This is a genomic window from Frondihabitans sp. PAMC 28766 (assembly GCF_001577365.1).
Taxonomy (GTDB): Bacteria; Actinomycetota; Actinomycetes; order Actinomycetales; family Microbacteriaceae; genus Frondihabitans.
In genome coordinates, this window is sequence record NZ_CP014514.1 from 55,972 (window position 1) to 69,708 (window position 13,737).

Sequence of the window (13,737 nt, forward strand, 5' to 3'; positions counted from 1 at the left end):
AGATAATTGCCCGGTGAACCGGACCGATCGCCTCTACGGCCTCGTTGAGGAGCTGCGGGCGGTGTCGCCTCGGCCGTGTAGTGCTCGACGGCTCGCTGACCGGTTCGAGGTGTCCGTGAGGACGATCGAGCGTGACCTTGCTGCGTTGCAACAAACAGGTTTACCGATCTGGGCAGAGCCTGGCAGGACCGGCGGGTACGTCATCGACGCCTCCGCCACGCTCGGCCCCGCGGGGTTCACGTTGGACGAAACCCTCGCAGTGTTGATCGGTCTCGGTGGCCTCAGACACAGCCCGTTCCGACACGCTGCCCGGACCGCCGCCCGCAAGACCCTCGCGGTGATGCCCGACGGTGACGCTGCACGAGCTACCGCCCTCGCCTCCCGGGTTCACTTCCTCGAAGACACCGAGGACTCCGCTGCCCCGGCGGAGTTCGCTGCCGCGCTTCGAGCTGATCGTGTGGTGAGGCTTCACTACCAAGACAGGACCGGCAAGGAGTCGGTGCGCGAAGTCGAGCCGCTGGGTTCGATCGGTAAAGAGGGGCAGTGGTACCTCATCGCCTGGTGCCGACTCCGAAACAGCATCCGGGCATTCCGCGGCGACCGGATGCTGTCTGTTGAGGTGACCGACGAGCGGCCCGAGCGGCGCTCACTCCGGCCCGAGGACCTCGCCATCGAGTTCGGGCGTCTGCGGTCAGTGATCGACCACGACTAACGCGGTACGGCGACGAATCTTCGAAACACCGACAGGACGTTGTCGCAGTAATCGGCAAGCATGGTCCCTCCACGTCACCCACACCCCAGGAGGTATCCCATGTCGTTCGCATCCATCCGCATCGTCACCGACAATCTCGACGGGCTCGTCGCTTTTTATGAACGAGTCACCGGACAGCAAGCCGAACGCCCCGCGCCGATCTTCGCGCAGTTCAGCGGGCCCGGCGCAAACCTCGCGATCGCGAGCACCGCGACAGTCGCGATGCTCGACGGCGCGATGACTCCTGAAACGAACCGATCGGTGTTCATCGAGTTTGAAGTCATCGACGTCGACGATGCCTTCGCCACGTTGCAGCCCGAACCCAAAGACGTTGTCCTCGCGCCGACGACAATGCCCTGGGGGAACCGTTCGGCCCTTATCCGCGACCCGGACGGCAACGTCGTCAACCTGTTCACTAAGCCCACTACCTGAACAAGGAACACAGCACACACATACAGGAACTTGGGTGCTGTCAATGTTCGTCATTGAGTGCCCAGGGGGCCGTATTTTCGGGGCTTGTGCACAAATCAGCGGACATTGAAGTGTCCGTGATTCCCTTCACCAATCAACGGGTTCATGTCGCCGCCCACGGGCCGGGGCACGAGCCGGCACGAGGTCGTCGTCGGCCGTGACGGAAGGCATCGGCCGCGTATCAGCAGGAAGGACACTCACGACCGCGACCAGGTCTGCCTCTCCGGGGCCGTCGGCATCGCCAGCTTCAACAGTGTCAACCCCAGCACGGAGGTAGGGGGGCGTTTGAGAATTTGGGGATTGGAGTACTCGAGGCTCCGAATTCTCAAGCGACCCCAACGATGACACTTTCCGGCACACGGCCGTGACCCTCGCCACCCGATGACCCGCCGGGCCACCACTCCCTAATTGACGGTCAAGGCCATCTCGAGCGTTACAGACCTGCCGGATTACGCGAACGGTTCCGTAACAGCGTCAACGAACCTCACCTGAGCGCGGTTTCGCAACCGGCTGTGGGTGAGTCAGCGGATGGTTCGGCGTGCGAGAAGTCGCTCCCAGTTGCCGGAGCCGATAGCGTCGCGCTGATCGGGGCTGATCGGGGCGTTGTCGAGGAACCGGCGGGCGGCGCCGCCGGAGTTGTCGATGTAGGGGTAGTCGACAGCGCTCATGATCCGGTCGGCGCCGATCACTTCGATGCTCCAGCGCAAATACCGGTCAGAGAGCAGCCCGCTGCCCGTCACCCACAGGTTTTCGCGGGCGTAATCCGCCAACGGTCGGTCGAGGTGTGCCCCCATGGCGTCGATCATCTGCTGAGTGCGCTCTAAATAGAACAGGATCACTTCGCCCCAGTGTCCGGTGACGACCTGCAGTTGGGGGTACCGGTCGAAGACGCCGGCGAAAATCATCCGCAGGATCTGCATCCCGGTCTCGTAGTGCCAGCCGATGCCGGGGTTTCCCAGAATGAAGTCGACTGCCTGTCCGAAGCCGGAGTAGTACGCCTCGAGCACAGGCTCGGACGGTGTTTGTGGATGGAAGTACAGTGGGACGCCGAGGCGTTCGGCCGTCGCGTAGAGGTTGTCGAACTGTCTCGCATCGGCGTTCGTCGTGCCGGTCCGACCGTTGATCAGGGCACCAACGAAGCCGAGCTCGGTAACTGCTCGCTCGAGTTCGGCGGCGGCCGCATCGGGGTCCGGGGTGGGCAGGGCGGCGAAGCCTTGGAAGCGGTCCGGGTGCTTGGAGATCGCAGCGGCGAGTGCGTCGTTGGCATCGCGGGCCACCGGGGTGGCGTTGGCCGGGTCGAGAGACTGCACGCCCGGGGAGTTCAGTGACAGCACTTGAACGTCGACACCCTGGTCATCCATCGCGGCGATGCGATCCTCCCCAATTTCGAGCAGGTGCAGGGAGATCTTGTCATCATCGGCGCCGCCGCTGATTGTCATTCGCCCAGGCGGCAACGCCTGCCAGGCCTTCACGACGTCGGGTGTGACGAAGTGCTCTTCCAGGGCGATGATGCGCGTCGCCGGGCGGGGTGGCATGTCGGTCATGGGGTGGTTCCTTTCGTGATGGTGTCGACGTCGTACAGACCGAACCAGGCTTCGGCGTTACTACGCGCATGCTCGGTGAGAGTCGAGTAGGGCAGCGGTATCAGACCGGCGGCGGCGACCACCCGGTCGAGGTAGTCGCGGACGAGCCAGACGTCGCGAGGGTCCGTGCCGGCGACATCCAACGCGGAAGTCGTCTGGATCGTGTCCCAGCCGAGAGCGCGGCCGACTTCCTCAAGGGTGAAGCGTGACAGGCGAAGGTTGGCGTGCAACTCGTCCCGTGTCTGCGCCTGTTCAGATCGGTTCAGCGACAAGAGGCCCTCTTTTCGGTCACCCTCAGTGTGCTCCCCACGGTCAGGCAGCTGCTACACGGATCAGGCAGCTGCAGCAACATTGCCAAAAGGCCGGGGGCTCGCCGCGCAGGGCATGTCTTATGACCGGTTCCAAGGTGCCGGGGGGCAGTGGGCTTGAGGAGATCTTGAGCGGCGCCTGACCCCGCGGCAAGGCAGTGCTATGTCAGACCCGAGGCGCCCCTGATACGGGAAAACGGGCTCTTGTGACGTAACCGTGGGTCGTTTCGGGGTGCCTTAACGGCCGCACGCCGCTGTCCGTCTAGGTTTCTGACTGTCAAAAGAACAGAGACTTTAGAACGGAAAAACGGCGTGCGATCTCTCACGATATGGCGGGCTCTGCTCGGTGTCGAGAAAACGATCGTGGAGGGCATCGATCTCGATGTGGTGAGCGGGATTCTGGTTGCCTCGGTGCGGCCGACCGTATCGATGCGGAACCGCTGCGGGTCGTGTCGAAAGCGCAGCCCACGATTTGATGGAGGTGCTGGGCGACGGCGCTGGCGGTCGTTGGATGCCGGGTCGATTCAGGTCGTGTTGGAGGCCGACGCGCCACGGGTGACGTGTTCCATCCACGGTGTGATCGTGGCGGCCGTTCCCTGGGCCAGGCACCAGAGCGGCCATACCCGCTTCTTCGACGATCAGGTCGCGTGGCTGGCCACGCAAACGTCGAAGACCGCGATCACCGTGTTGATGCGGATCGCGTGGCGCACGGTCGGGGCGATCATCACCCGGGTCTGGGCCGATACCGGCCAGCTCCATGACCAGTTCGCGGGGCTGACCAGGATCGGCATCGATGAGATCTCCTACAAGCGTGGACACAAGTATGTGACCTGCGTCATCGACCACGACTCGGGTCGGCTGGTCTGGGCGGCACCGGGTCAGGACAAGGCCACACTGGCGAGCTTCTTCGACGCGCTCGGCCCGGAACGCTCGGCGCAGATCACCCATGTTTCCGCGGACGGGGCCGCCTGGATCGCCGCTGTTGTGGCCCAGCGCTGCCCGAACGCGGTCCGCTGCGCGGTCCGCTGCGCGGACCCGTTCCATGTCGTGAAATGGGCCACCGACGCCCTCGATGAGGTGCGCCGGGCCGCGTGGAATGACGCCCGAAAAGCTGCCCGCACGAACGAGGCCCAGCGCCCTCGGGGGCGGCCCGCCAAAAACGCGCCAGCCCGCCCGGACAGCGCCCGCGCCGCCGGGGTGAAGAACTCCCGCTACGCGCTCTGGAAGAACCCGGAGAACCTGACCGAGAAGCAGAAGGTCAAGCTCGCCTGGATCGTGCAGACCGACCCCACCCTCGGCCGGGCCTACTACCTCAAGGAAGGTTTGCGCGTGATCTTCAAACTGCCCCACCACGAAGCTGCCGAAGCCCTCGACAAATGGGTGGCCTGGGCTCGCCGGTCCCGGATCCCCGCGTTCGTGACACTCCAACGCAGCATCGTCAAACACCGGGCCGCGATCCTCGCTTCCATCGAGCACGGCCTCTCCAACGGTCGCGTGGAATCCATGAATACCAAAATCCGACTGATGACCCGCATGGCCTTCGGATTCAAATCACCCCAAGCACTCATCGCCCTCGCCATGCTCTCCCTCGGCGGCCACAAACCAGTACTCCCCGGCCGGATTTAACCCACGGAAGAGTCAGGAGAGCCTCAAAAACGCTCAAATGCGACTCCTGGCTAGGATCTCCACTTTCCGCGGCGGCGACACCGACGGATTGAGATTGGGGTAACGTCCCCGGTTGTGGTGGAGTTTCTCGCACACCGTGTGGGGTGTGAACTTTACCGCTCTTTGGCGGTGTTCTGGGATCGCAATGTGACGGTCTGTCCCGAGGGTGCCAATTTCGGGGCGTGGCCGCGGGCATTCAGAGTTTGTGGTGTTTGGAGTCCGGTGCCTAGACGGTCGGTTTTTGTCCCTGACAGTAGAAAGTTCAGCCTGTGAAGGCGTCGCTGGCCGGCTGCGAGACGTGTAGGTCATCGGTCCTGGGCGTCACTGCCGTCAGCGGGACGTCCTCTACCTCGGCGAGCAACAATCTGACCGGCGATGATTCCTGCCGCGAGGAGGACGAGAGGTTTCAGACCAAGTTGCGGCGTGAGCAGGGTTAGGGCGAACGCGGCTGCGACGGATGCGGTGCTGATGCTGGCGCTGATAAGTCCGGGGCGGAGGTTGACGTTTTTAGCTTGGAGGGCGGGTGTGCGGTAGACGATCGCGTATTCGACGAGGAGGGCGCTAGAGGCCAGCAGGAGGGTGCCTGCGTATACGGCGGAGTTGGGGAAGATGACGTCGTTGACGGATGCCAGGACATCCATGGGGAAGGGGATGAAGACGATGCTGAGCAGCCAGACCATCTGTGTCCACAGGAGTGCCCCGGTGTAAGCGATGACGTCTCGGTAGAGGCGGTGACTTCCGACCCAGAGGATCGCGATGACGAAGAAGGTGATGAGGAAGGTGATGAATTTCGACTCGTGGTCGGTGATGATCGTGAGGACATTTTCGCCGTGGGACCCGGTGGCGAGGGCGGTGATGGGAAAGATCAGCAGGGTGATGGCAATGGCGACGACACCATCGCTGAGGGCGTTAAGCCTCTCGAATCCGCGTTCGAACACGTTTTGCGCCGGGTTCGGTGTCTTGGTCATTTTCGGAACTCTGGCGCATCCGGGCCGACGGTGAGGGCGTAGCGAACAGCGTCGCTGCGGGAATGCAGGTCGGCTTTAGTGAAAATGTTGTTGATGTGCGTTTTCACGGTGGCTTCCGCGACGGACAGGATCATTGCGATCTCCCCGTTGCGGAAGCCGGCGCCGACGAGATGCAGGATCTCCTTCTCTCGCTTCGTGAGCAGCGAGGGAACGGCGGGGGCAATGGGGGTAAGGGGAGCGCCGATGATGTGCCCGGCAGTCGTGTCGGGTGTTTTCTCGGCGAGTCGGAGCAGACGCAGTTGAACGTCGGTGTCGAGAACGGATTGGCCGAGGTGGGCGCTTCGGATGGCTTGGGCGATGTGCGCGTGGTCGGCGTCTTTGGTGAGGTAGCCGATGGCGCCGGCGCGGAGGGCTTGGAGGATCGATTCGTCGTCGTCGAACGTTGTCAGGACGACCACCGCAATGTCGGGGTGGTCCGAAAGGAGCAGTTTCGTCGCTTCGACGCCTCCCATGATGGGCATGTTGAGATCCATCAGGACGACATCGGGCGCGGTTTGTGCGCTCATGGTTTGCGCGTCGAGACCGTTGGTGGCTGTGCCGACGACTTCGAGGTCATCAACGAGATCGAGGAGAAGCTCGAGGGATTGTCGGATGACGGTCTGGTCGGGTCGGTGGGACCGGCGTTGACGCTGCCGCCTCGCAACCGTGCTCGTTCCCGCATACCTTCCAAGCCCATGCCTGTTCCTTCTCTCTCTTCGTCGATATGCCGAGATGGCCCTGTCGCGGGCCCGTTGCTGACTGCCAGCTCCACGGAACGTGTCTCGGCGTCGGCAGTGCCGAATCCGAGTGCCACGTTCAAGTTCGCGCCGGGCGCGTGCCGGTGGGCATTGGTCAACGCTTCCTGGGTTGCCCGGATCAGCGTCTGGGCGGTGTCTATCCCGACTGACACGGCCGTCCCGGTGACCACGAAGGATGCTCGGTACACCGCCGCGATCGCTTCGATGCTATCCGTGAGAGGGAGGGGGTCTTCCTGAAGTGCGTGGACTGCTCGGCGGGTTTCCCCAATACCGGCCCGTGCCAAAGCGCGTGCACGTCGGAGAGCTGCCACGGACTCTTGCATCCGGCCCTTGGACTGAAGAGTGTCGGCGACGTCGAGTTGCAAGGAGATGGCAGAGAGCGAGTGGCCGAGGACATCGTGGATCTCGCGGGCGATGCGTCCTCGTTCGATGAGGGCGCTTTCTCTGTTTTCGGCGGCTCGGGCGCGCTGTGCTTCCGCGGCGCCGAGGCGCGCTTCCAGCAGAGCCGCGATGCGGTCTCGTCGGGAGATGCCGACATAGACGGGGAGTCCTGCGGCCAGGCCGAGCCACCACGGCCATTCCGCGGGCAAATACTGGGATGCGACCAGGCTCGATCCGGCACAGGTGAGTGATGCGATGACGGCCACCGTGAGAGCGGCGCGGCGCGACTCCAGCAGGCGGCCGGCGGCCAGAGCGGCGATGAAGACGAACCCGGCAGAGAAGGTGCCTGCGGGCACACCGAACAGGATGCCTGCGAGGACGACGTAGAAGGTGAGCAGGGCAACGCGGACTGGAAACGGTTCCGGTTTCGCGGGGATAAGCGTCCAGAGGGCGAGGAGCGCCACCGGTATGAAAAGAAACCATCCCAGGGCGACGGCCGGCCCGTGGCTACCAATCAATTCGGCCGTGACGACGGCGATGTATGCCGCGACCAGGAACGGTTCCCAAAGGCGGTCGCTGTAAGCGGCACGAGACCGATCAGCTGCGGGAGTCGACTTCACCGGTGCCCCTTCGTGTACAAAGCAGCCTGCGAGGTTTTCTGCCAAACCTCACCGTACGGCCACCGCCGTCAGATGGCGTCCCCCGCCTGACCCACTTTTTGGGTGGAGATGAAGAAAGCACCAACGCACGTCACTTCTCCACCCAAAAAGTAGGTTCACTGCACCATGGCCCCACACCTCGCGCTCACCAGAGTTGACCTAGGGCCGAAACGCGGCCGACAGGAGGCAACTAGCATGTCCGATCCCATCGAGATCATTCTCGTCATCGCGTTACTTGCGTACACGCTCGTTCGCCGCTCCGCCGGTCAGCCAGCCCAAGGCAGACAGCTGCTGGTCGCACCCATCGTCTTCGTCGTGATTGGGCTGTTTGTCATCTCCCACACCTGGACAAGCCTGGGAATCGGCGTCGTCGTGGTGTCCACCCTCGTCAGCATCGTCTTCGGAATCGTCCGAGGGTTCAGCATCAAGCTCTACGACAAAAACGGCGTCGTCTGGATGAAATACACCAAGGTGACCATCGCGCTGTGGATTGCAAACATCGTCATCAAATTGGTCGGCGCCGCCATCATCGCCGGCATCGACCCGGCTGCCGCGTCTCAAGAATCCTCGGGACTCTTCCTCCGCCTGGGCCTCGGCGTCCTCATGGAGGGCATCGTCGTCGCCTCACGCGGGACGAAAACAGGTTCGCGTGTCATCTGGAGCCGCGGCAGAGACGGCCAAGCAAATCAAAGCTCCGCATTCTTCAACAACCACCAGCGGCGCGCCAACCGTTCCTCCAGGATTGAACGCCGCCGTGCTGGCCGCCGCTAAACGGGAGACAACTCCCGGCGTCCGGCCGCGCGGAGCGGCCTTGACTCGGCTCGTCATGGTCATCCCGCGGTGGATCCAGTCGCTGGCAATCACACGCGCTCCAGACGCAGTCTCCAATCGCCCGTCACCCAACCTTGTGCAAATACCACCTTCGGACGGGGCATCAGATGAGCGGACGAAGGCTTCATGGGACGCTGCCTCAGCAGAGGACTATCGACAGCGACAGAACAACCTGGGCCTTGTCATCCTCCTTACCGTCGGCACATTCGGCGTCGCATTCGCAGTAGTCGTCATCCTGGCAACCACCTGATTCGCTGCACACGCCAACGACGCGCGCGAGGCGGCAGGCAAACTCGACCAGGGCGATGGGCAAAGTCGGGATCGACACCGAACGCACGCCAATAAGCGGCCGTGCCGCGCTCGGCAAGTACCTCCCGTCCGCCTCTGCAGCCGTAATAGTCAGGCGGTTAACCCTTCCTCGTGCCGCAGCCGAGGAGGCGAAGACAGTCACCGCCCAGAACATGGTGCGGGCTCTCCTCGATCTCCCGCAGCCTGACCCGGCAGCCGCCATTCTGACTGCACTTGCCCTCAACCGGACCGCAATACGTCAGCGGTCGAGGGACGCCCCTAAAGGGCCCTGCGGCCCGCGGCATCACTCAATTCGCTTCTGTCTGGCTAACGGCATTCGGACAAAGTGACTGCCTTGACAACCTAAAGGTTTACAGACGTCTCACCGCGGTCTGACCCAGGGGAGCTATGGCCCGCAGCTAGGCGCATGTGTGGTGTCTTGTGAAGCCGTCTCGCGCCAGGCTAGTGATATCCGTGCGGGTCAGGCTTTTTCGAGACACGCCCATAGGTGGCAGCGAGTCTTCCCGAGGACAGGGACAGGGAGCGGTTGGCCCTACCCGGTCAGCGTTTGAGCATCTCGTGCCAGATCATGTAGCGGGCGCTGGCCGTCATGCCCGGGCTCGTCATGGCGGCGACTTTCCGGATGAACCGGTCATCGTCGAGTTGATCGAGGAGCATCGCGGCGAGATCCTCCCGCGAACAGATTCCGCCCTCGATCTGATCTTCCGCGACCGCGTATCCGATGCCCGGTTGGTTGGTCAGACCGGGCGGGCGGACGATCGTCCAGTCCAGGTCGCTGGCTGACACCGAGCTCTCCATCTCGGCCATGTCGTCATAGACCGTCTTTCCTACGTGGTCCCGCATCAGGACGCGGAAGAAATTGCCGATTACCCCGGAGTGTTGAGGCGGCCCGAGCCCTGACGAGGTCACGACGATCAGCCGTCGCTTCTCGTGGCGGCCGATCGCGTCGACGAGGAGACGGGCACTCGTTGAGTAGACCTTGACCGGCTGCCTGGTGAATGCGGCTCCGATGGTGCAGATCACGGCGTTGGTATTCGCCACGGCGGCATCGATGACGGCCGGATCGGTGGCGTCGCCGGCCGTGACGTGCAGTCGGTCGTGTCGGATAGGGAACGTCTCGGGGTGGCGCGTCAGGGCATTGACGTGATGGCCGCGCTCGAGGGCCTGCTCGACGGTCCGCCTCCCGGTCGGTCCGTTCGCGCCGAGAACAAGAAGCCGTGCGGGCTCCCCGGTCACAGTTCGACGGTGTCGTTGCGGATCGGGTCCTTGTCCGGGTTCTTCTGGACCGCAGCCCGGAGTGCGCCTGTGACGAAAGCGACGGTGCTATTCGGGCCTTCCCAGTAATCAGCACTGTCCGCTTCGACTTTGATCAGCGTGAGCCCTGGGGTGTCGAGACCCTCCGGGAACCAGGCCTGGAGCACCTTCGAATACAACTGCTCGGCCTTGGCACGGTCCTGGACGATGTGGGCGGTGCCGGCGATGGAGGTCCATGAGTGGTTCCCGTTGTCGGAGAAGGACACGTTGACCTCCGGCACGGTGCTGATCTGCTGAACCTTGGCCGAGTTCTCGTAAGCGAAGAACCACAGGTCGCCGTCCAATTCGGCTTCCTGAAGCGCCATCGGACGACTCACGTGCTTACCCGCCGGTGTCATGGTGGTGAGCATGGCGACCTTCGCCTTGCTGACGAGGTCCGCCACGTGCTGGCGGTCGGTGGAGGTTGTGTCGGACATAGCGCACCCTTCAAAGAAGAAACAGTTTTCTGCAAGTTACGCCTTGTGCCTACTGTTGGGACTCAGGAAAGCCGAAAGTTCCAGCGGGTAAACGAGAGGTGGCGCGGGTGCAGGCTGATGAAGACGGTGGACTTGACGACATAGTGACGTGGAACGTCGTCCGGGTGGCTCGATTTCTCGGCGGACGGATGTCCGCACGGCTGGCGGGGCACGGGTTGAACCCGATCCACTTCGGGGTGCTCGCCTACCTCGCCGAACAAGAGGAGATGACGACGGCCGACATTGCCCGCTCTGTCCTTGTGACACCGCAGAGCATGTCGCCCCTGCTCGATGGTCTGGAACAGCGCGGGATGGTCCGCCGGACGGGCGTCCGCGCTAGAGGTCAACGAAATCCCGTCCAAATCACGGCCTTCGGCCGAGAAGCACTCGCCACAGTGTGGGATATCGCACAGGCCACGAACGATCTCACGGACGCCGGCCTTACCGCCGGCGAGAGCACGCAGCTGAACCATCTCTTGAGGAAAGTCCTCGGCGCGACCAACGACAGCGGGCAGCCAGACACTCGATTCGACGCCTCAGCCCAGACGGGGCTTTGAGGGATCCGCGAGACGATGAGCATCACCTGTCGTTCCGAAGAGCGCACCCCTGGGCCTCAGCCCGTAGCGCGGGCAGGTAGGTCGTCGTAGTCAGGAAGGGCCCAGGCGCCGCCCCGGTCAGTCGACGCTCGTGCCGCGATACGTTCCGGAATCCTGAGGGCGCAGGCGACGCGGAATGCCACCTGAAGCACTGCGACGCCGATCCTCGGTTTCGGCAACCCGAGTGCAAGCAGACGCGGTTTGACAGCCGCCTGGATCTCGTCGACGAACGGCCTCAGAGCGGTGTCGTACCGGCCGAGGGCTCCGTCGACGTCGTCCGGCGTTGCAGTGATCTCGCCCGCGAGCACATACGCCCCGACGAGACCTCCGGAAATACCCATGCCGCTGTATGGGGATGCGCAGTGCGCGGCATCACCAAGGAGGACAACCCGGCCCTTCGACCAGGTATCGATCCGGACCTGCAGGACCTCTTGTGAGTAGAAGAACGGCGCCGTGGCCATCCCGTCGATAAAGCGCTGAGCCTGCCAGCCGACATCCCGGAACCGGTCACCCCAGAAACATTGCTGATCCTCGGTGGGGGCGCGGTGAATGGCGGATGCCTCCTCCGACGAGTCTCGGAGCACGAAGTACGCCTGCGTCTCAGAAGGATTGTGGCTGCGACGCATGATCTGCCGCCCCCCGGCCGCCGGGTAGGTCTCCCGAACGTCACCATCGGAAGCAACACGGGGCACAAACCAATGCGCCATGTGCAGCCCAGTCCGCCAATACGGGTCCTCCCCCTCCGGCCTAATGGACCGGCGGATCCGTGACCCCTGACCGTCGGCGCCGACGAGCAGGTCGAATGTCTCCGACGAGCCATCGGAGAAGTGCGCGGTCACGTCGCCACCGGTCTGATCGAAACCGTCAACGGACACCCCGAAACGATAATCGACGTTCTCTTTCGTCGCCCCGTGAAGGATGCGGACCAGGTCGCCCCGCATGATCTCGAACTCCGACGTGAGCGTTTGCTTACCCCGGCCCGTGGTGTTGGCCATGATCGTCCCCAACCTCCTACCCGCTGAGTCCACGAACGCGACACCCGGCTCGTGAACCAGATGCGCCCGGACCTCATCCATCAACCCCATTGCTTTGATCGCCTCAATCCCCTGGCCTCGAAGGTCAACCTGCGCACCCGTCGCTCGAAGCGCCGGGAACCGCTCGGCGACGGTGACCCGGTGCCCGGCCCGCGCCAACCAGAACGCCAATGCGGGGCCCGAGACCCCCCACCCGCAATAAGCACTTTCAGTGACTTCCTCTCTTGCATGACCACGACAAACCCTCTTCCCTATCAGTGATAGCTTCTGCGCACGCAGTCTTTGCCTATCGGTGATAGTTTGTCAACCATGGCGAAGATCGAGAGGGACACTGTTGTGAGCGAGGCACTGGCGCTGCTGGATGAAGTGGGCCTCGATGGTGTCAGCACGCGCGCCCTGGCACGCCGCCTCGGGGTGGAACAGCCTTCGCTGTATTGGCACTTCCACAGCAAACAAGAGCTGATAGCAGCCATGGCCGCAGCTGCTCTAGAGCCCCACGACGAAATGCCCCTGCCGGAGCAGGGGGACGAGTGGAGTTCATGGTTCCGCGACAACTACAGAAGCTTCCGAAGCGCTCTTCTCACCCGCCGAGACGGGGCAAGGCTGCACGCCGGGTCCGTCCCTGACAGTGCATCACGAGAACGTCTGCTGCAGAAGTTCGCGTTCCTTGTCGACTCCGGCGTCCCCCAGGCCGACGCCATTGCAGGGATGCTCGCCGCAAGCAGGTTCACCGTCGGCAGCGCACTCGAGCAACAAGCCAACCCCGATCTCGAAGATGAGAGCGAGATGAACCTGACCGTCCCCAGCCACGAGCAAGCGTTCGAAGCGGGACTAACCATGCTCCTCAACGGGCTCCAGCAAACCGCCTCACCAAAGAGCCCGGCCCGGAGCAAGGGTTTCGCCGGCCGATAGGTGCCAGCAAGATAGTGAACAAAAGCCGTTTATCACAGCTCCACCAGGTACCCCATCGCCCATCTCACTGAGCCCGTCTCGGACTAGACCTGGAAGGCGCGAGCCCGCCGGTAGAACGTCGACCGTGACAGCCCCAGGTCGCGAAGGACACCCTCCGCGGCCTCTCCCCCGTCGATGAGACGTATCGCGTTCTTGATCTGCCGGTCTGAGACCTTGTGCGGGCGCCCACCCAAATCCCCACCCAAGGCACGGCGCTTCGCGACCGAGTCGGTGATCCGTTCTCGTTTGATGTCGAGCTCCATCTGCGCCAGAGCCGACATCACCGTGAATACCATCGACCCCATCGGAGTCGACGTATCGACATCCCCTCCCCCGAGGTTCAACACTCGCAGCCCCGCCGAGCGCGCCCGGAGGCCTTCGGCGAAGTCGAGCATGTTCTGCGTCGACCGACCAAGACGATCCAAAGTCGTCACCACGAGAGTGTCACCGTCGTGAATCGCCTCGAGGGCGCGATCGAATGCCGGCCTCGACGCTCGAGCACCCGAGACACCCTGGTCAACGTAAAGGTCATCCCGACGGACGCCAGCCGCGAGAAGATCCGCTTCCTGCCGTTCAGTTGCCTGCTGCTTCATCGAGACCCGCGCGTAGCCGATCAGCTTCCCCAAGTAGAGCCTCCAAGTGTCCCAAAACTAACGATCAACAC

At 63.4% G+C, this 13,737-nt stretch carries 16 protein-coding genes; 6 read left to right on the forward strand and 10 right to left on the reverse strand.

The annotated features are described in order from the left end of the window. The first annotated feature begins 13 nt into the window (after nucleotides 1-13). A complete protein-coding gene (locus tag AX769_RS20945; protein ID WP_066284227.1) occupies nucleotides 14-712 on the forward strand; it encodes a YafY family protein in 699 nt (232 codons plus the stop codon). Nucleotides 713-811: 99 nt separating this feature from the next. After that, nucleotides 812-1,183: a VOC family protein gene (locus AX769_RS20950; RefSeq protein ID WP_066284228.1), complete on the forward strand. Its 372-nt coding sequence runs from the start codon at nucleotides 812-814 to the stop codon at nucleotides 1,181-1,183. 560 nt (nucleotides 1,184-1,743) lie between these two features. Here the strand turns inward: AX769_RS20950 and AX769_RS20955 are convergent. Both AX769_RS20955 and AX769_RS20960 read right to left on the reverse strand, forming a co-directional pair. Then, nucleotides 1,744-2,766, reverse strand: coding sequence for an amidohydrolase family protein (locus tag AX769_RS20955; RefSeq protein ID WP_239452096.1), 1,023 nt, complete (start codon nucleotides 2,764-2,766; stop codon nucleotides 1,744-1,746). Then, nucleotides 2,763-3,077 (reverse strand): DUF2316 family protein, encoded by a 315-nt coding sequence (locus AX769_RS20960; RefSeq protein ID WP_066284230.1) that lies wholly within the window; start codon nucleotides 3,075-3,077, stop codon nucleotides 2,763-2,765. Before AX769_RS20960 ends, AX769_RS20955 begins: the two co-directional genes overlap by 4 nt. 348 nt (nucleotides 3,078-3,425) lie before the next feature. Here AX769_RS20960 and AX769_RS20965 point away from each other — a divergent pair, with 348 nt between their 5' ends. Continuing rightward, the gene (locus AX769_RS20965) at nucleotides 3,426-4,739 is read left to right on the forward strand and encodes an ISL3 family transposase (RefSeq protein ID WP_066284231.1); all 1,314 of its coding nucleotides are present in this window, start codon (nucleotides 3,426-3,428) and stop codon (nucleotides 4,737-4,739) included. Between the two features lie 344 nt (nucleotides 4,740-5,083). On the opposite strand, the gene AX769_RS20970 is transcribed toward AX769_RS20965, so the two are convergent. Genes AX769_RS20970 through AX769_RS25535 form a run of 3 tightly spaced genes read right to left on the reverse strand, consistent with a single transcriptional unit; the run spans nucleotide 5,084 to nucleotide 7,544 of the window. Next, the gene (locus tag AX769_RS20970; protein WP_066284232.1) at nucleotides 5,084-5,746 is read right to left on the reverse strand and encodes a TMEM175 family protein; all 663 of its coding nucleotides are present in this window, start codon (nucleotides 5,744-5,746) and stop codon (nucleotides 5,084-5,086) included. Beyond that, entirely contained in the window at nucleotides 5,743-6,399 is a 657-nt protein-coding gene (locus AX769_RS20975; protein WP_066284234.1) for a response regulator transcription factor, read from the reverse strand. Before AX769_RS20975 ends, AX769_RS20970 begins: the two co-directional genes overlap by 4 nt. Further along, the gene (locus tag AX769_RS25535; RefSeq protein ID WP_066284235.1) at nucleotides 6,309-7,544 is read right to left on the reverse strand and encodes a histidine kinase; all 1,236 of its coding nucleotides are present in this window, start codon (nucleotides 7,542-7,544) and stop codon (nucleotides 6,309-6,311) included. The genes AX769_RS20975 and AX769_RS25535 overlap by 91 nt, the downstream gene beginning before the upstream one ends. A 234-nt stretch (nucleotides 7,545-7,778) precedes the next feature. On the opposite strand from AX769_RS25535, the gene AX769_RS20985 reads away from it, so the two are divergent. Further along, nucleotides 7,779-8,354, forward strand: a complete 576-nt coding sequence (locus tag AX769_RS20985) for a CcdC protein domain-containing protein (RefSeq protein WP_066284236.1) — start codon at nucleotides 7,779-7,781, stop codon at nucleotides 8,352-8,354. A 199-nt stretch (nucleotides 8,355-8,553) separates the two neighbouring features. Here the strand turns inward: AX769_RS20985 and AX769_RS20990 are convergent, their stop codons facing one another. From AX769_RS20990 to AX769_RS21000, 3 genes are all read right to left on the reverse strand, one after another. Next, on the reverse strand, nucleotides 8,554-8,877 hold the full coding sequence (locus AX769_RS20990) for a hypothetical protein (protein WP_066284237.1): 324 nt from the start codon (nucleotides 8,875-8,877) through the stop codon (nucleotides 8,554-8,556). A gap of 386 nt (nucleotides 8,878-9,263) precedes the next feature. Next, nucleotides 9,264-9,959, reverse strand: coding sequence for an NAD(P)-dependent oxidoreductase (locus AX769_RS20995; RefSeq protein ID WP_066284241.1), 696 nt, complete (start codon nucleotides 9,957-9,959; stop codon nucleotides 9,264-9,266). Next, nucleotides 9,956-10,453 carry a pyridoxamine 5'-phosphate oxidase family protein gene (locus AX769_RS21000; RefSeq protein WP_066284242.1) on the reverse strand — a complete coding sequence of 166 codons (498 nt, stop codon included), beginning with the start codon at nucleotides 10,451-10,453 and terminating at the stop codon, nucleotides 9,956-9,958. Before AX769_RS21000 ends, AX769_RS20995 begins: the two co-directional genes overlap by 4 nt. Before the next feature lie 107 nt (nucleotides 10,454-10,560). Between AX769_RS21000 and AX769_RS21005 the strand changes: the two genes are divergently transcribed. After that, complete coding sequence (locus AX769_RS21005; RefSeq protein ID WP_157887848.1) at nucleotides 10,561-11,049, forward strand: MarR family winged helix-turn-helix transcriptional regulator; 489 nt, start codon at nucleotides 10,561-10,563, stop codon at nucleotides 11,047-11,049. 56 nt (nucleotides 11,050-11,105) lie between these two features. Here AX769_RS21005 and AX769_RS21010 read toward each other — a convergent pair whose 3' ends face one another. After that, a complete protein-coding gene (locus tag AX769_RS21010; protein WP_369824122.1) occupies nucleotides 11,106-12,293 on the reverse strand; it encodes an FAD-dependent monooxygenase in 1,188 nt (395 codons plus the stop codon). A gap of 138 nt (nucleotides 12,294-12,431) precedes the next feature. Between AX769_RS21010 and AX769_RS21015 the strand changes: the two genes are divergently transcribed. Next, entirely contained in the window at nucleotides 12,432-13,034 is a 603-nt protein-coding gene (locus AX769_RS21015) for a TetR/AcrR family transcriptional regulator C-terminal domain-containing protein (RefSeq protein WP_066284246.1), read from the forward strand. 83 nt (nucleotides 13,035-13,117) lie between these two features. Here the strand turns inward: AX769_RS21015 and AX769_RS21020 are convergent, their stop codons facing one another. Beyond that, nucleotides 13,118-13,699 carry a recombinase family protein gene (locus tag AX769_RS21020; protein WP_066284247.1) on the reverse strand — a complete coding sequence of 194 codons (582 nt, stop codon included), beginning with the start codon at nucleotides 13,697-13,699 and terminating at the stop codon, nucleotides 13,118-13,120. Between the last annotated feature and the right edge of the window lie 38 nt (nucleotides 13,700-13,737).